The 16,369-nt window shown below is 34.4% G+C and carries 15 protein-coding genes, 4 pseudogenes and 1 other annotated feature; of the genes and pseudogenes, 5 read left to right on the top strand and 14 right to left on the bottom strand.

Annotation, left to right across the window (positions count from 1 at the left end; genetic code table 11):
• Positions 1 to 127 precede the first annotated feature (127 nt).
• Both LC087_RS03750 and msrA read right to left on the bottom strand, forming a co-directional pair.
• Positions 128 to 1,135, bottom strand: a pseudogene (locus LC087_RS03750) (LLM class flavin-dependent oxidoreductase).
• Between the two features lie 30 nt (positions 1,136 to 1,165).
• Positions 1,166 to 2,122 carry a peptide-methionine (S)-S-oxide reductase MsrA gene (gene msrA / locus LC087_RS03745; RefSeq protein ID WP_226539661.1) on the bottom strand — a complete coding sequence of 319 codons (957 nt, stop codon included), beginning with the start codon at positions 2,120 to 2,122 and terminating at the stop codon, positions 1,166 to 1,168.
• Positions 2,123 to 2,539: 417 nt separating this feature from the next.
• On the opposite strand from msrA, the gene LC087_RS03740 reads away from it, so the two are divergent.
• The gene (locus LC087_RS03740) at positions 2,540 to 2,788 is read left to right on the top strand and encodes a DNA alkylation repair protein (protein WP_226539662.1); all 249 of its coding nucleotides are present in this window, start codon (positions 2,540 to 2,542) and stop codon (positions 2,786 to 2,788) included.
• Between the two features lie 177 nt (positions 2,789 to 2,965).
• The gene (locus LC087_RS03735) at positions 2,966 to 3,136 is read left to right on the top strand and encodes a hypothetical protein (RefSeq protein ID WP_226539663.1); all 171 of its coding nucleotides are present in this window, start codon (positions 2,966 to 2,968) and stop codon (positions 3,134 to 3,136) included.
• 57 nt (positions 3,137 to 3,193) lie between these two features.
• Here LC087_RS03735 and ypmT read toward each other — a convergent pair whose 3' ends face one another.
• The 6 genes from ypmT to typA all read right to left on the bottom strand — a co-directional run bounded on the left by ypmT (position 3,194) and on the right by typA (position 8,113).
• Positions 3,194 to 3,403, bottom strand: coding sequence for a protein YpmT (gene ypmT / locus LC087_RS03730; RefSeq protein WP_226539664.1), 210 nt, complete (start codon positions 3,401 to 3,403; stop codon positions 3,194 to 3,196).
• 143 nt (positions 3,404 to 3,546) lie between these two features.
• A complete protein-coding gene (locus tag LC087_RS03725; RefSeq protein ID WP_226539665.1) occupies positions 3,547 to 4,344 on the bottom strand; it encodes a DUF6612 family protein in 798 nt (265 codons plus the stop codon).
• Positions 4,345 to 4,566: 222 nt separating this feature from the next.
• Positions 4,567 to 5,391: a DUF6612 family protein gene (locus LC087_RS03720; RefSeq protein ID WP_226539667.1), complete on the bottom strand. Its 825-nt coding sequence runs from the start codon at positions 5,389 to 5,391 to the stop codon at positions 4,567 to 4,569.
• A gap of 155 nt (positions 5,392 to 5,546) precedes the next feature.
• Entirely contained in the window at positions 5,547 to 5,828 is a 282-nt protein-coding gene (locus LC087_RS03715) for a hypothetical protein (protein WP_226539669.1), read from the bottom strand.
• Positions 5,825 to 6,148, bottom strand: a complete 324-nt coding sequence (locus LC087_RS03710) for a YlaH-like family protein (RefSeq protein WP_226539671.1) — start codon at positions 6,146 to 6,148, stop codon at positions 5,825 to 5,827. The genes LC087_RS03715 and LC087_RS03710 overlap by 4 nt, the downstream gene beginning before the upstream one ends.
• 129 nt (positions 6,149 to 6,277) lie before the next feature.
• On the bottom strand, positions 6,278 to 8,113 hold the full coding sequence (typA, locus tag LC087_RS03705) for a translational GTPase TypA (protein ID WP_226539673.1): 1,836 nt from the start codon (positions 8,111 to 8,113) through the stop codon (positions 6,278 to 6,280).
• Between the two features lie 125 nt (positions 8,114 to 8,238).
• Between typA and LC087_RS03700 the strand changes: the two genes are divergently transcribed.
• Positions 8,239 to 8,424 (top strand): DUF5325 family protein, encoded by a 186-nt coding sequence (locus tag LC087_RS03700; protein WP_226539675.1) that lies wholly within the window; start codon positions 8,239 to 8,241, stop codon positions 8,422 to 8,424.
• Positions 8,425 to 8,515: 91 nt separating this feature from the next.
• Here LC087_RS03700 and LC087_RS03695 read toward each other — a convergent pair whose 3' ends face one another.
• The 3 genes and pseudogenes from LC087_RS03695 to LC087_RS03685 all read right to left on the bottom strand — a co-directional run bounded on the left by LC087_RS03695 (position 8,516) and on the right by LC087_RS03685 (position 10,065).
• On the bottom strand, positions 8,516 to 8,770 hold the full coding sequence (locus tag LC087_RS03695; RefSeq protein WP_226539678.1) for a sigma-70 family RNA polymerase sigma factor: 255 nt from the start codon (positions 8,768 to 8,770) through the stop codon (positions 8,516 to 8,518).
• Between the two features lie 122 nt (positions 8,771 to 8,892).
• Positions 8,893 to 9,698: pseudogene (locus tag LC087_RS03690) on the bottom strand (inositol monophosphatase family protein).
• Between the two features lie 178 nt (positions 9,699 to 9,876).
• Complete coding sequence (locus LC087_RS03685; protein WP_226539682.1) at positions 9,877 to 10,065, bottom strand: hypothetical protein; 189 nt, start codon at positions 10,063 to 10,065, stop codon at positions 9,877 to 9,879.
• A 194-nt stretch (positions 10,066 to 10,259) separates the two neighbouring features.
• Between LC087_RS03685 and LC087_RS03680 the strand changes: the two genes are divergently transcribed.
• Complete coding sequence (locus tag LC087_RS03680; RefSeq protein WP_226539684.1) at positions 10,260 to 10,880, top strand: DUF1054 domain-containing protein; 621 nt, start codon at positions 10,260 to 10,262, stop codon at positions 10,878 to 10,880.
• Positions 10,881 to 10,986: 106 nt separating this feature from the next.
• Positions 10,987 to 12,864 (top strand): molecular chaperone HtpG, encoded by a 1,878-nt coding sequence (htpG, locus tag LC087_RS03675; RefSeq protein WP_226539686.1) that lies wholly within the window; start codon positions 10,987 to 10,989, stop codon positions 12,862 to 12,864.
• A 66-nt stretch (positions 12,865 to 12,930) separates the two neighbouring features.
• Here the strand turns inward: htpG and argS are convergent.
• The 3 genes and pseudogenes from argS to LC087_RS03660 form a co-directional block, all read right to left on the bottom strand.
• A pseudogene (argS, locus tag LC087_RS03670) lies at positions 12,931 to 14,626 on the bottom strand (arginine--tRNA ligase).
• A gap of 46 nt (positions 14,627 to 14,672) precedes the next feature.
• Positions 14,673 to 14,886: a binding site (T-box leader), on the bottom strand.
• Positions 14,887 to 15,033: 147 nt separating this feature from the next.
• The gene (locus tag LC087_RS03665; protein WP_226539689.1) at positions 15,034 to 15,309 is read right to left on the bottom strand and encodes a UPF0223 family protein; all 276 of its coding nucleotides are present in this window, start codon (positions 15,307 to 15,309) and stop codon (positions 15,034 to 15,036) included.
• A gap of 5 nt (positions 15,310 to 15,314) precedes the next feature.
• A pseudogene (locus tag LC087_RS03660) lies at positions 15,315 to 16,269 on the bottom strand (NAD(P)H-dependent flavin oxidoreductase).
• Between the last annotated feature and the right edge of the window lie 100 nt (positions 16,270 to 16,369).

Below are 16,369 nucleotides of genomic sequence, written 5' to 3'. Positions count from 1 at the left end.
AAGCAATTCGTAATCTTATCAAACTAGTGAGAAAAACATGAAAAACTAAAAGCCAAAAATGCTGATGCATTCTTGGCTTTTAAAATTACGGTAATTGGATTAATATTTTAGGATACCAGCATTGATTCTACCTAAGGTTAAACTGGTCAGCAATGAGCTGATAAGATCTTTGTTTCGCTTCATAACTATGTGTAATAGAAACAACCATCACTTCATTTGCTTTATAGCGATCGGCTAAATCTTGTAACTGTTGACGAACAGAGATTGGATCGCCGACTATTAACCGACTTTGATTTCTTTTTACAATTTCTTTATCCATTCGATCATATGGATAGTTTTTCGCATCCTCGACTGAAGGTACACCATTAAATAAATTCCGTTTCCCTCTTTCTAATAACACAAAAGTTAAATTTAAACTTGACGCAAGATCATGTGCTTCTTTTTCAGTCTCTCCTGCTATAACAAAAACAGCAACCATAGGTTTGGGTCTCTTTGATATAACTGAAGGAGAAAACGTTTCAATATACCTCTTAACAGCTTCGTCTCCACCATTTCCATTGATGAAATGGGCGAATGTATAAGGCGTTCCTATTTGAGCAGCTAAATGAGCACTTGATGGACTCGAACCAAGCACCCATAGGTTTGGAGTCGTTTGAATATCAGGATAGGCCTTTAAATCTCCAAATCGAAAAGAAGGATCGTTCGTTTCATAAAGATAGTGAATTAAATCATTTATCTGTTGTGGAAACTGATCAACTCCTCCTTTTTTTTCCTTCCTGTAAAGCCCTCGTAGCAATAGGAACCCCACCAGGAGCTCTACCCACACCTAAATCTACCCTTCCAGGAGAAAGCCCCTCTAACATCTTAAACGTTTCAGCTACTTTATATGGACTGTAGTGAGGAAGCATCACCCCACCTGATCCAATACGAATGGTAGACGTTCTAGCTGAAACGTAACTTAACAATATTTCCGGGGCAGAGCTTGCTAAATTCCCTAAATGATGTTCAGAAACCCAATATCGATGATAACCCAATTTCTCTACATGCTGAGCAGTTTTACAGACTCAGCTAAAGCTTGCTCAGGCGTAGTCCCTGATGATATAGGAGATTGGTCTAAAACACTTAACGTTAACATTTCTTTTTCTCCTCTCTTTTGAAACCAACACTATTTGAATAACACCATGTATTCTTCATACCCTTCTTCCTCTAATCTTTCTTTTGGAATAAACCTCAATGCAGCCGAATTAATACAGTACCTCAATCCACCTTTGTCCTTTGGTCCATCTGGAAAGACATGACCTAGATGAGAATCTGCAGACTTACTTCTTACTTCCGTTCTTCTCATTCCATGAGAAACATCTAGCTTTTCTTCAACTTCTTTTAAGCTTATCGGTTTTGTAAAACTTGGCCACCCACATCCCGCATCATATTGATCAAGAGAGCTAAATAATGGTTTTCCTGAGACAATATCGACGTAAATTCCTTCTTCATTATTGTTATAAAACTCATTTTGAAAAGGAGGTTCCGTTCCATTTTCTTGTGTTACGTAATATTGCATTTCCGTTAACTTGTTTTTTAACTCTTCTTTATTAAATGAACCCCAATGTTTTTTTATAAATGCTTTACGTCCAGATCCTTCTTTATATTGATTATAATGAAAAGGATTCTTTTTATAGTAATGTTGATGCTTTTCCTCTGCTTCATAAAAAGGCTGAGCAGGTAAAATTTTCGTTACTATCGGATTCGAAAATTTACCACTTTTTTCTAATTTATTTTTTGATCTTTCTGCTAATTCTTTTTGCTCCTTGTTGTGATAAAAGATTGCAGTTTGATAAGAATGACCCCGATCAAAAAATTGACCTCCAGCATCGGTTGGATCAATTTGTTGCCAAAAAAGATCTAACAGCTTTTCATATGAAAAAAGTTCTTCATTAAAGGGTATTTGTATAGCTTCTACGTGGCCTGTCGTTTCACTACAAACTTCTTCATATGTAGGGTTTTTCGTGCGCCCTCCTGTATAGCCTGAAATAACTTTATCAATACCAGGTAGTTCGTCAAACGGTTGGACCATACACCAAAAGCATCCACCTGCAAATGTGGCCAATTGTTTATTATTTGTCATGCTTATCACTCCTTTTATTTTCCCATTATAGGGTATTTCAATTAAAGATAATAATTTTATGCTTCACTCATGAATAAAAACAGAAAAATAACAAATAGTTAATAGAAGTGCGTGTTCAATAAGTAGGGGGAAAAGTGCCGAGAAGAACGAGGCGACTGCTTAAAGGATCACAGGCTAAGTTCAGCCACGTCGCGAGAGCAACGCCTGCGCTAGCCCGTCCTGGACATCGAAGCACCACAGTGTACGTTCAAGGAAGGAACACGAGCTAAATACGTCCCCATCCTAGGGACAACGCTCGTGCTAGCCAATCCTGGCGTCGGAGCTTGGAATAGCGAGACAACAAAGTTATTCGACAGCAATTTTTCATGACTTTTTGAACAACCTCTAGAAGATATATTAAAATATGGAGGGAAGAAAGTGAACATACCTTATTGTTGCCCTGCCTGTAAAACGAATCGAACTCGCTTTAATATTATTGATCAAGAAGCACATTATATTAAAAAAGACCCGAATACAGGAAACGTAGTTGAAGAAGTAACGCAAGAACAGCTAGATCCTTTTCATGTACCATACAAAGGACCAAACATTCGAGTACAATGTGGCGTTTGTGGATTAATAGAAGATGAAATGACATTTGTTAAAACAGCTGAAAATAGACGCAACTAGAACTAATATCATATGAGTTGCATTATTAAAATTGTAAACGTTTTATTTTTCCACCTTTAAAATGTGAAACATATGTATAAAAATAGTAAATATTACCTTTTAAGCCCCTATGGGCTTTATAATATGGATTGTATACTAACTGTATACTGTAATCATATTTTATTAGGAGGAAAGAAAATGAAAATGAAAAACAAGAAATTATTACTTAAACTTGGTGCATCATTTTTAGCCATTTTTCTTGTAACTGGTTGTGGAAATGACACTGACACAAATGATGATCAAGAAACTGGCACAGAAGAGTCAGAAGAAACTGATGAGGAAACTGAAGAAGAAGAAGAAGAAGAATAATCCATTCTCCTTAATTAATGTAAGAAAACCACTTTTCTAAAAAAGTGGTTTTCTCTACTATCTTTCTCTATGATACTTTTCTCGGTTCTCTTTGATTTGCAAGGATATAAATCCAAAGCTTAGAAAAAGAGCACAATAAGATACGTTTAAATAAACTTCATCCATATCTTCTTTCATAAATTCCATATAAGCAATACTTCCGAAGTAAACGGCAATAAAAAAAGTAATTAAACTTGCGACTAAAAATAGTTTCTTTATATTTAACATATTCCTCACCCCTTCATCCTTTCCAAAAAAAGGCAAAGAAACCACTTGACCAAATTTTTACTAAGCGATAGGTTGAATTCTTAATGATTTACTTTACTATTTTCAATCATCTTACTTATTTAGTCAAGCAGAAATATGAAAATCTATTCGACAGGAATTGCGTTTTCAACAACCTCAGTTGGGATCGTGATTTTTGTACCTTTATTTACCTTAGATTTAATTTCAAGTTTTGCATTCATCGTCATATTAGAACCATCTTCAACAATTTGGTCAGAATTAATATTAGATGTCACTTTCGTTAAGAAAAACTGGTCATCATAGTATAGCGAATAGTCTATAGAATTGATCTTACTTACACTTATCGACATATTGTTCATTTCTGAAGATTTTTCAAAAAATTGTACTAACCTTTCATCATTAAGATTTGAATTATTTAAAGTTAACCTGTACATTCCATTTTCATAGCTCATATCAAATAAATCAGAATAATCCTTTAATAATTGATTATATTGCTTGAAAGACTCAGCTATTTGTAATTCAGAAGGATCTATTACAGCATCTGTATGCCCTGAAACCCACTCTTCCTCACCAGGTATTAAGACATAACTATAATTTTTATCCATATACAATTCTATTTCCCCATCTATAGATCCCATATTCATATGAATAGCGTAAGGATCGTTGGTCATGTCCATTTTAATATCAATAGATGTTGTCATATTTTGACCATTGGATTCAATAGTTGTTTCACCTTCTACTACTGAAGAAATATCTGTTACTTCTGTTTGCATAATATTATCTATTACTTCTTGTTTCGTTAATTCTTCTTGATTTTCTTTCTTCTCATTTGTTGAACCAGTATCTGAAGAATTCCCTAAGCCACATGCTGAAACAGTTAACAATAATGCAAATACTATAATTAATCCTCTAAGATTCTTCATTTTTTCATCTCCTAAAAAATCTATCCCTATAATAATGCAAGATTTACACATACCCCTCAAATCAATCTGATTATTAGATTCATATTTTCTTAGTTTATCCTTTCAAAAAATGTGCTAATCCCTAAATATTTTTTGTAATAGTAAAGTGAAAAGGAACCCCTCAAAGAAGAGAAGTCTCTCAAGTTTACTATGTCTATAATAATCACATGTTGGATTGCTTTTTTACTCAGTTTCTAGATCTTCATAGTTTATTGCATTTTCTACAATTTCTGCTGGAATTTCTAGCTTATCGATATTATTTACTTCATAATCTGCTTTTAAATATATTTTTAGAGATGAGCTTTCTCCATTTTCATCCGTTATTTCAGAAATGACGTTTGTCTTTAGATTAGTTAAATGAAAATGCTCATTATATTCAAGTTTATACTCTATCTCACTTAACGTATCGAATTCCATAGACATACCATTTGCTGCATATGTTTGCTCTAAAAAGTCAAAGATTCTTTTGTCATTTAAGTCACTATTATCTAGTGTTAACGTGTATGTCCCACTTTCTTCTTCCATGTTGAATAAATCAATATGGTCATTTAAAACTTGATTATATAGTTTATAGGATTCCATTACATCACCCTCGGATGTATCATACACTTCTTCTCTCGGTCCCGAAATCCATCGACCTTCTCCTGGAACTAAAATGTACCCTAAATCCTCACCTAGATAAATTTCCATATCACCATCAACAGTTGACATATCCATATGCATAACATTTGGTTCTGCTGTAACATCTACCTCCATATTAAAAGAGGTGGAGAAGTCTTGACTATTCGCTTTAATAGTGGTTTTCCCTTCAACAATCGACTTTACACTCGCTAATTCCACTTGTGTAATTTCATCTACTAATTCTTCTTTTGTCATTCCATTTTTTTTCGTTTGGCTTGTTTCTTTTTTTTCACTCGAACCATCAGATGAAGCTTCTTCTCCTGAATCACAAGCTACTAAGCTAACACAGATTGCTAAAACTAACATAAAAACGTTCTTTTTTTTCATTCCTTCAACTCCTAACAAATTTCCACTAATCAAGTATACACAATCTCAACTATAAAATTATTACTTTTTCTCATTTGGTTACAAAAACCAATAAACTGGTTAAATAATCCATAGAAGAAACGTCTAGAAATCTACTCTACACGTTTCTTCTATCGTCATTCATCTATAAATTTATCTGGATGCTTTTTCATTTGGTTGATCGTTGCTTCAACTAACTCTATTGGAAATGAATAGCTTCTATCTTCATTTTCTTTTTGAAAAGATATATCATAACGCTCAACACCACGATTGATAGAAATATTCGAAACAGCAAACTGTTCTTTTAGCATTTCAGCAAATAATCGTTCTGTATCGACAGCCGCTTGATCATGTGGCCACTGATCCGTGACTAATTTAATGGACAACCAATTGTAAAAAACATCTTGTAAAGAGTTCATGCCCCGCTCTCTTGGTCCCCTCTCTTTGATAAATAAAGACGAATTTTATAAATAATAAGTATTAACGCTGCCACTACTAATCCTTCTGCAACTGGTAAAAAGATCCCTAAAAAGGTTAAAACCGTGCATCCTAACGCAAGAAAAAGATAAATAACGGCCGCTTTTAATATAGGTAACCTTTTTGCAAATCCTAGTTTAAAAACGATAATCGATAAAACCAATATGGTAAAGTATAAATACCACATACCCAATTCAGGTTGTTCATCAACTCTATACAAACTAGAAAAAAATGATAACCTTTGAGAAACATTTGTACTCACAATAATCCTCCTTTATTTTTATTCGTAGAGGTTTAATTTCAGTATATCTCTATTTGAAATTCAAGCCAATAAAAAAGAAAAAGAAAGGCTATCTCAATGATAGAAATCATCATTAAGACAACCCTTTAATTACATTCCAGCTAGTTTTTTCTTCTTCGCTTGTTTTTCACGCTCGTTTTTATCTAAAATTTTCTTTCTTAAACGAATCGACTCTGGTGTTACTTCGCAATATTCATCATCATTCAAATATTCTAGTGCTTCTTCTAAAGACATAATTCTTGGACGTTTAATGCCCACTGTTTGATCCTTAGTAGCTGAACGAATATTTGTTTGTTGTTTTGTTTTAACAATATTAACGACAAGATCATTTTCCCGAGTATGCTCTCCAACAATCATCCCTGCATACACTTCTGTACCTGGTTCAACAAAAATCGTTCCGCGATCTTCAACTGCTTGAATACCATAGGCAGATGATTTTCCATTTTCCATTGAAACAAGAACCCCTTGTCTTCTTCCTCCAATTTGACCTTGCTGAAGAGGTTGATAACTGTCAAATGTATGATTAATGATTCCATATCCTCTTGTAATAGACATAAACTCAGTGGAATAACCAATAAGTCCTCGAGATGGTACACTAAAAATTAAGCGCACTTGACCGTTCCCATTATTAATCATATCTAACATTTCACCTTTTCGTGATCCTAAAGACTCGATGACAGATCCTACATTTTCTTCTGGAACATCTATTTGCACTCGCTCAAATGGTTCACATTTAACTCCGTCCACTTCACGAATGATGACTTCAGGTTTTGATACTTGCAATTCAAATCCTTCACGACGCATATTTTCAATAAGGATTGATAAATGTAATTCACCGCGACCTGATACAATCCAAGCGTCTGGTGAATCAGTAGGGTCTACACGCAAACTAACATCTGTTTGCAATTGCTGCTGAAGACGCTCTTCAATTTTGCGAGCAGTTACGAATTTTCCTTCTCTTCCGGCAAATGGACTGTTATTAACAACGAACGTCATTTGTAATGTTGGCTCATCAATGCGAAGTACTGGAAGTGCTTCTTGATGCTCTACAGGACAGACCGTTTCTCCTACATTAATATCTTCCATACCAGATACAGCAATTAAGTCTCCCGCATGTGCTTCATTAATTTCTACTTTTTTCAGTCCTTGAAAACCAAACATTTTGGTTACACGGAAATTTTTTGCTGTTCCATCCAACTTCATTAAGGAAACTTGCTGTCCTACTTTCATTGTTCCTCTAAATACACGGCCAATCCCAATTCTACCTACGTAGTCGTTATAATCAAGTAAAGCTACTTGGAATTGAAGTGGCTCTTCACGATTATCAACTGGAGATGGCATGTTTTCAACGATCGATTTAAATAAAGCTTCCATATTCTCATCTTGCTTGTCAGCATCAATACTTGCTGTCCCATTAATTGCGGATGCATAGACAACTGGGAACTCAAGCTGATCTTCATTTGCATCAAGTTCAATGAAAAGCTCTAACACTTCATCAATGACTTCTTCTGGACGTGCAGATGGTTTATCAATCTTATTCACTACAACAATCGGTGTTAATTGTTGCTCTAACGCTTTTTTCAATACAAAACGCGTTTGTGGCATACAGCCTTCATAAGCATCGACAACTAATAAAACACCATCGACCATTTTCATAATACGTTCCACTTCACCGCCGAAATCAGCGTGTCCTGGTGTGTCTAATATATTGATGCGCGTGTCTTTGTATTGCACAGCGGTATTTTTCGCTAATATCGTAATCCCACGTTCACGCTCTAAATCATTTGAATCCATTGCTCGTTCAGCTACTTGTTCGTTATCTCTAAACGTTCCTGATTGATGAAGCAATTGATCCACTAACGTCGTTTTTCCATGGTCAACGTGAGCTATAATCGCAATATTTTTAATATCTTCTCTTAACTTCACTTTTTCATCTCCAATACTATTCATTAACCGTACAGTATTATATCATAGATAGAAGAAATAAAAATCTTTTTCATTCGTCTATACAAATAAATAACATTTTATTTGACGCAAAAGGGGTCATTAGTATGAAAAAAATCAATGGATTATTATTATTTTTAGCATTTTTAGGAGCAACATTTATGGTTGCTACTGGAATCGCCGTTGGTGAAGGTAGTGTTTTAGGGGTTATTGCCTCCATTATTGGAATAATCGTTGTATTTGGAAGTGGATTTACATACAAGAAAAAACTTAGAGAACAAGGGAGGTTGTGAGGTTTCTTCAATCGTTATTATTAATATTTACGCTAATTCTAAAGTCAGGTGGAGAAAAAAGTGTGATTCAATTGCCCCTCACACTTTTTTCTTACCATAGTAGTCTATTTTTAGGACTACGAAGATAATCTTTAGCTTTATTAATAGCAATCTGATAAAGCCACGTTTTTAATGAAGAATTCCCCTTAAACTGATGATATTTTTGCGAAAAAGTAATAAACGTTTCTTGAACAATATCTTCTGCTGAAGTCCAATTTTTCACATATGAATAGACTAATTTTAATAATGACGTTCCATGATCTGTCATCACTTCCCGTAAGAATTTTTCATCAATGTGATCATTCAATTCTTTCCACCTCCTTAAGCCAACTAATCCTTTAGACGAGTAATCCTTAGATAGGTGACAAAATTCTCAAAAAATAAAAGCACCCTTAAAGGATGCTAGCAAGTTTTTATTATATATTGTTCTTACTCACTCTTATACTTTCCCTTTATATATTTCTCCACAATCTCACCATGTATCGAGGAATTTGCTCCAAATACGCTATTCGTTCCTAACATGTTAAGAGGCTTTCCATCTAATGTGGTCACTTTCCCTCCCACTTCTTCAATCAATACCAATCCCGCAGCAATATCCCAAGGTGCGAGTCTCATTGTAATGTAACCATCTAAGATCCCAGCGGCTATACTCGCAAATTCGATAGCTGCAGATCCATAAGAACGAGTACCACGGACATCGGTGACTAAAGGAGTAATACAGTAGGATCAATTCTCCTATTCTTTGTAATCCATGTAGCATTCAACGATAAAATGGATTCATGTAATTTAGTTTCTTGTAAATTTGGTAATTTACGATCATTTAAAAAAGCTCCGTTCCCTTTAAGGACATGAAACATTTCATCTCGGACAACATCATAAATAATCCCGATCTTACCCACTCCATCTTCATAAATACCAATAGAAATGGCAAAATTTCGTTGTTGATGGACAAAATTCATCGTCCCATCAATTGGGTCAATAATCCAAACAATCCCGTCTAATGAGCATAATTCATGTCCACAAACTTCTTCTCCTAATATTTTATGAGTTGGGAACTTTTCCTCTATTCGTCTAATAAAAAACGTTTCTGTTTCTTTATCCATATTAGTCACTAGATCATTAACATTTGATTTTGTTTCAATGGTTAATGATTCAGAGAAAGACTCTTTTATTCGATCACCTGCTTCTTTTACCCAATTACGAGCGATTTGATAAACTTCTTCCCAATTCGTCATTTATGTAAACCCTCATTTCCTTATACTAAAAAGATTATAACATCCTTACTATAATATAAACATTTCGGTCAAAGTCTTAATAACAGTTAAAACAAAAATCAACAAAGCAGGCCCTTCCTTTCAGTAATAGGATTGGCCTGCCATTTCATATTAGACACTTATTATATACTAATTAAACTTATTCTTTCACCATAAGCCATTTTTCTCGTAACGCTTCCAGTTTATCAAGGGTCGTTTGCTTTTTATCGGTATCATTTTCTTGCATTGCTTCGAATAATGTGGCAAGCTCATAATCAATTTCAAGCCTTATGATTCCTATTTGATCACCATTTGGCTGCTTATAGTTTCCATTCTTAACTTTTTCCATCCTTTAACGCCCCTTTCTTTTTATTATATCATAAATTCAAAATAAACAAAAAATTCTGTTTCATTTTTTTAAATACCGATGAGTTGGATCCTTTCTAAAATCGTTACTACTTTGGACATACTATAGACTATACTAAAAAGAAGAGTACCTTCTCTAAACTAATAAATCATACAAGAAGAAAGAAGGCATATAAAATGAAATTTGAAGGTTTTACAAAAGAAGATTTTGATACGTTTACCGTAGATGGACTGGATGAACGAATGCAATTAATAAAGGACCGAATCCAACCAAAGTTTTCACTTATTGGAGAGGAATTATGCGAAGATCTTTCAGCAGCTCTTGGAAATGAAATGTACTTACATATTGCCAAACATGCGAGAAGAACAAAGAATCCACCGAAAGACACGTGGTTAGCTATTTGCGAGAACAAACGAGGGTATAAACAGCATCCTCATTTCCAAATTGGGCTTTGGGACGATCACTTATTTATATGGTTAGCATATATTTATGAAGCTCCGAATAAACAACAAATAGGTAAAACGTTTCTTGATGATTTTTCTCTTCTTCTTGAAACCATTCCAACTGATTATAAAATTTCAAAAGACCATACAAAAAACCAAGCCTTAACTATGACCGAAGAAAACTTAAAACAAACATTAACTCGATTTTATGAAGTGAAAAAAGGAGAATTTTTAGTTGGAAGACAAATTCAAGCAGGAGATCCAATTTTGGAAGATGGCAAAGCTCTTATAAACATTGCAAAGGAGACCTTTCACACCTTATTACCAATCTACAAATTATCATTAATCTATTGATTTTTTTTTGATTTCATGTTAATTAATTAAGTGGAAGATTATTAGCACTCAAAAAGCGTGAGTGCTAATAATGTCGATCATTGCTAAAAACGAAGGGAGAATGACAATGGCAATTAAACAATTTGAGGCTGAATCAAAAAGACTTTTAGAATTGATGATTAATTCAATTTATTCACATCGAGAAATTTTTCTTAGAGAATTAATCTCAAACGCTAGTGATGCGATTGACAAGATCTACTACAAGGCGTTAACAGATGACACGATCGAATTTAAAAAAGATGATTACTACATAAAACTTACGATTGATAAAGAAAACAGACTGTTAACCATTACAGATACAGGTATTGGAATGACTGAAGAGGAGCTTCAAAATAACCTTGGGGTCATTGCAAAAAGTGGTACCTTCTCATTTAAAAACGAAAATGAGATAAAAGACGGCTACGACATTATCGGTCAATTTGGCGTTGGGTTTTATTCCTCCTTTATGGTTGCTGACGAGGTTACGGTCATAACAAAGGCTTTAGGTAGTGAGCAAGCGTACAAATGGCATTCTCATGGAATCGATGGTTATACCATAGAAGGCTGTGAAAAAGTGGATGTTGGTACTGAAATCACTTTGAAAATTAAAGAAAATAGTGAAGAGGAAGAATTTGATGACTACTTAGAGGAATACCGAATTAAATCTATTGTTAAAAAATATTCTGATTTTATTCGTTACCCAATTAAGATGGAAGTTACAGAAAGCAAACTAAAAGAAGGTAGCGAAGATGAGTATGAGAAGGTGCAAGAAGAACAAACCGTCAATAGCATGGTCCCGATTTGGAGAAAAAACAAAAGCGAATTAACAGATGAAGATTATGAAAATTTCTATTCTGAAAAACATTATGGTTTTGATAAACCTTTAAAACATGTTCACATTAGCGTTGATGGTGCGGTTCGTTACCAATCTATTTTATACATTCCGAAAGAAACACCTTATAACTATTACACAAAAGAGTTTGAAAAAGGATTAGAACTTTACTCTAATGGCGTGTTAATTATGGAGAAATGTCCTGATCTTCTTCCAGATTACTTTAGTTTCGTAAAAGGAATGGTGGATTCTGAAGACCTATCTCTCAATATTTCAAGAGAAATTTTGCAACATGATCGCCAGTTAAAATTGATTGCTAAAAACATTAAAAAGAAAATTAAAAGCCAACTCCTTTCTTTGCAAAAAGATGAGAGAGACAGCTACCTTGATTTCTTTGAATCGTTCGGAAGACAGTTGAAATATGGGATTTACAGTGATTTTGGAGCGAATAAAGATGATCTCCAAGATTTAATCATGTTTTATTCTTCTAAAGAAAAAGAACTAGTAACACTAGATGAATATGTTTCAAGAATGCCAGAAGAACAAAAGTACATTTATTTCGCCTCTGGTGAAACATATGAACGAATTGATAAATTGCCCCAAACAGAACTTGTAAAAGATAAAGGATTTGAAATTTTATACTTCATTGATGACGTCGACGAGTTTGCCATCAACGTTTTAGGAAGATATAAAGAGAAAGAATTCAAATCTGTTTCAAGCGGTGATTTAGGAATTGAAGCGGATGAAATCGTTGAGGATGAAGAAGAAAAAGATCAAAATGAAGAATTGTTCAGTGAGATGAAATCCGTTCTATCTACTAAAGTAAAAGAGGTAAAAGCTTCAAAACGACTAAAGAGCCACCCTGTTTGTTTATCAACAGAAGGACAAATCTCGATTGAAATGGAAAAAATTATGCAATCCATGCCTGATAATCCGAATATGAAAGCCGATAAGGTTCTTGAAATAAACTTGAATCATAAAGTATTTGGTGCGCTAAAAGATACTTTTAAAAACGACAAGCAAAAATTCGAGCTTTATACAAACATTTTATATAATCAAGCGCTTTTAATTGAAGGGTTACCATTGGAAGATCCTGTTTCCTTCACAAATAACATTTGCGAAATTATGGAATAAGCAACATTAAAACTTACAAGCAAAGGGTGCAACTGTTGTGCACCCTTTGCTTTTCATATTACACCTCTACATTTTTTCAGGTGCTTGAATTCCTAATAATCTTAGCCCTTCTTTCAGGACCACTGTCACTGCATATACAACTAGTAACTTCGTCTGTTTGTTTTCCGAATGTAAAATGTTCACTTTTCCATAATATTTGTTGAACGCTTGTGAAAGATCAATGATATACTTCGCAATTCGGGAAGGGTCATAGATCTCATAAGCCTTGTGAACAACACTAGGAAACTCGGTTAATAAAGTAATGATAGGCCATTCATCGTTCCAACCATTCATACTCTCTATAGTGAATGTTTCTAGATGCCAATGGGCTTTTCGTAAAATAGAACAACCTCGAGCGTATGTATATTGTACATATGGTCCTGTTTCTCCATCAAATCGAACCATATCTTCTAAAGAAAACTCTACATCATTTAAGCGGAAATTTTTTAGATCATGAAAAACAATGGCCCCTACTCCAACCATTTTTGCAACCTCTTCTTTATTTTCCAGTTGCGGATTTTTTTCTTCAATATTTTTTAAGGTCATATTAATTGATTGATTTAACACTTCTTCAAACAAAACAACTTTACCTTTACGAGTCGACATCTTTTTTCCGTTTTTTAAAATTAAACCGAAAGGAATATGAATGAGATCCTCTGACCAACGGTATCCCATCTTATTTAAAACTACCTCTATTTGCTTAAAATGTAAGCTCTGTTCATGTCCCACTACATATATTGACTGATAAAATTGATACTGTTCTTTTCTATATAGAGCTGCTGCAATGTCTCGAGTCGCATAGAGAGTCGCACCATCTGACTTTTTAATTAAACATGGGGGGGAGGTCTTCTTCTTCAAGTTTTACTACCATAGCTGAGTCAGATTCTTCTAATAACCCCTTTTCATCCAGTAAACGAACAATACGTTCCATTTTATCATTGTAAAAGGATTCACCAGCACAAGAGTCAAAATGAACATTCAATAGTTTGTATATTTTTTCAAATTCTTTTAATGACTCTTCTCTAAACCATTTCCATAACTCAACCGCCTCATAATCCCCCTCTTCTAGTTTTTTAAACCAGCTTCTCCCCTCACAAGCTAACCCCTCATTTTTTTCCGCTTCATCATGAAATTTCACATACAAATTGAATAGTTCTTGAATCGGATTCTTTTTGACCTCTTCTTCTGTTCCCCACTTTCGATATGCATACATCAACTTTCCGAATTGTGTTCCCCAATCCCCTATATAATTAATTTTAAAGGGTTTAAAGCCACATTTCTCTAGGATTAAAGAAATAGAATTACCTATAACAGTAGAACGTAAGTGCCCCATTGAAAAAGGCTTCGCAATATTCGGAGAGGACATATCGATCGTAATCGTTTGATTTTCCCCGAAATTTTGATTACCGTAGCTCGATTTTTTGTATCGGATTTCATTTAGCGTTTGCTCAGCTACTAATTTCTTGTTCAAAAATACATTTAAATAAGGACCTACCACTTCGAGTTCATTAAATAATGGGGAAGCAATACTTTCCTTTAATTCCTCTGCGATGACGGAAGGTGCTTTTTTAAATTTTTTAGATAAAGAAAAACAAGGAAAAGCTAAATCTCCATGTTGTGAATTTTTAGGTCTTTCAATAAGTGATAAAACTTCATTAGGAGTAACGTGATTCTCTATCTTACTGTGAATGATTTTTGCCAATTCTAGTTTAAACTGTTCCATCATAATCCTCCTTTAAATTAAAAAAACCCCCGCCTCTTAAATTTAATTAAGAGACGAGAGTTTGCTCCCGCGGTACCACTCTAGTTGTTCCATGTGAACCAGCTTCAAATACGTAACGAGTATGACCCGGCATCCTCTACACATTTCAAGGATACTTCTCCAAAGTGCGCTTCATTAATGAGGAAGCATTAGGCTCTCACCACCCCTAATTCGCTATAACTTCCTTTTCCATTAACTACTCTCTTTATCAATGAATGAATGTATGTAATTATTTTATGGTTAATCTTACAACAAGAAAGCAAGTCTGACAAGTTATTTTTTATGTTCAAGTAGTTCAAATAAGTTAACATAATAAAATTATGGTTAATTCTCTACCTTGAGTTTTGATGTTGTTTCTTAATCTTGAATCACATGGAAATCAGTTCTCCATCATTCATTTTTCTTGCCTTTTCTACTACACGATAAGTAGAAAAACCACTTTCCTCTTCAAATTGGTTCGTAATCTTTTTTTCCTCTGCTTTACTTGGAACGATTTTTTTAAATTTTTTATAGAGATTCATTAACTTTTCCCGTTGTATCCCTGTTTCATACGCCTTTTCAATCGCTTCGAAAAATGTGACCACATCAATCACCTCATCTGTCGTCCATTCAAAATCAATCGGATAGGAATAATCTTTTTTCATTTATTTCACTTCCATTCGTCTTTTATCGACTCCGCTTTTTTGATCATTGTTTCAATAAGTGTATGAACAGTGGGAATATCGTGGATAAGACCCAATACTTGTCCTGCCCATGCGAAGCCTTCCTCTATTTTACCATCATATATGTAGGTTTTATTACGTTCTCCACTAATGTACTCTTTTATTTCTTCATAACTAGAGTTTTTAGTTTCAAAGTCAATAATTTTTTCCGTCCATTGATTTTTAATGGCTCGTGCCGGTGTTCCTAAAGATCTTTTAATCACGACGGTATCTCTCTCATCCCCATTCACTAGTGTCTCTTTATATAATTGATGCGCATGAATACATTCTTTTGTTGCAATAAATCTTGTACCCATCTCTATTCCTTCAGCCCCAAGAGCAAACGCTGCAAGGAGACCCCTACCATCTCCAATCCCTCCCGAAGCAATCACCGGAATTGAAACGGCATCGACTACTTGAGGAATGAGTACAAACGTCCCAGTATCATCTCTTCCTAAATGTCCTCCTCCCTCTTGACCAACAACCATTACAGCGTCCGCTCCTAGTTGCTCTGCTTTCTGTGCTTGTCTTTTTTGATGAAACTAAGACGAGTTTCTTTATGGTTGTTTTCTCTAATTCTTTTAAAATAGAAGCTGGGTTTCCACCAGTCATACTAATTACTGGTACTTCCTCATTAATCGCTGCCTCCAGTAAATGTTGATAAGGTCGACCATGTTGTCCAATTGCAAAGTTAACGCCAAATGGATTGTTTGTTTTCTCTCTTACTCTATTAATTTCTTTTCTTAATAAGTCAGGCGATCCTAAAGACATGGCTGTTATTTGCCCAAGTCCACCTGCTTTACTAACGGCTGAAGCTAATTCTGAATAGGCTAAATAGGCAAGGCCCTCTTGAACAATCGGATATTTAATATTTAGTAATTTGGTAATTCTTGTATTCCACATTCATAAATCACCTCTCCAATTAATCTTCTTCACATATTATTCTATTTCCTTTGTCGGTCAAAAAGTCATATATCCAAATATACTTCATAAAATAAGTACA

This window comes from Bacillus carboniphilus (genome assembly GCF_020524035.2).
Classification (GTDB): domain Bacteria; phylum Bacillota; class Bacilli; order Bacillales; family JAIVKR01; genus Bacillus_CC.
The sequence above is the reverse complement of the archived record's forward strand: the minus strand, read 5'-3'. Positions and strand labels throughout refer to the sequence as shown.

Bases quoted from the DNA above. Each gene is read 5' to 3' on its own strand.
- LC087_RS03680 (WP_226539684.1), top strand. From the start codon at position 10,260: ATGAAATTTGAAGGTTTTACAAAAGAAGATTTTGATACGTTTACCGTA.
- LC087_RS03715 (WP_226539669.1), bottom strand. From the start codon at position 5,828: ATGAACTCTTTACAAGATGTTTTTTACAATTGGTTGTCCATTAAATTA.
- ypmT (WP_226539664.1), bottom strand. From the start codon at position 3,403: ATGTTAAATATAAAGAAACTATTTTTAGTCGCAAGTTTAATTACTTTT.
- LC087_RS03685 (WP_226539682.1), bottom strand. From the start codon at position 10,065: ATGGAAAAAGTTAAGAATGGAAACTATAAGCAGCCAAATGGTGATCAA.
- LC087_RS03725 (WP_226539665.1), bottom strand. From the start codon at position 4,344: ATGAAGAATCTTAGAGGATTAATTATAGTATTTGCATTATTGTTAACT.
- LC087_RS03720 (WP_226539667.1), bottom strand. From the start codon at position 5,391: ATGAAAAAAAAGAACGTTTTTATGTTAGTTTTAGCAATCTGTGTTAGC.
- LC087_RS03700 (WP_226539675.1), top strand. From the start codon at position 8,239: ATGAAAAAAATCAATGGATTATTATTATTTTTAGCATTTTTAGGAGCA.
- msrA (WP_226539661.1), bottom strand. From the start codon at position 2,122: ATGACAAATAATAAACAATTGGCCACATTTGCAGGTGGATGCTTTTGG.
- LC087_RS03665 (WP_226539689.1), bottom strand. From the start codon at position 15,309: ATGAAAAAAGATTATTCCTATCCGATTGATTTTGAATGGACGACAGAT.
- htpG (WP_226539686.1), top strand. From the start codon at position 10,987: ATGGCAATTAAACAATTTGAGGCTGAATCAAAAAGACTTTTAGAATTG.
- LC087_RS03735 (WP_226539663.1), top strand. From the start codon at position 2,966: ATGAAAATGAAAAACAAGAAATTATTACTTAAACTTGGTGCATCATTT.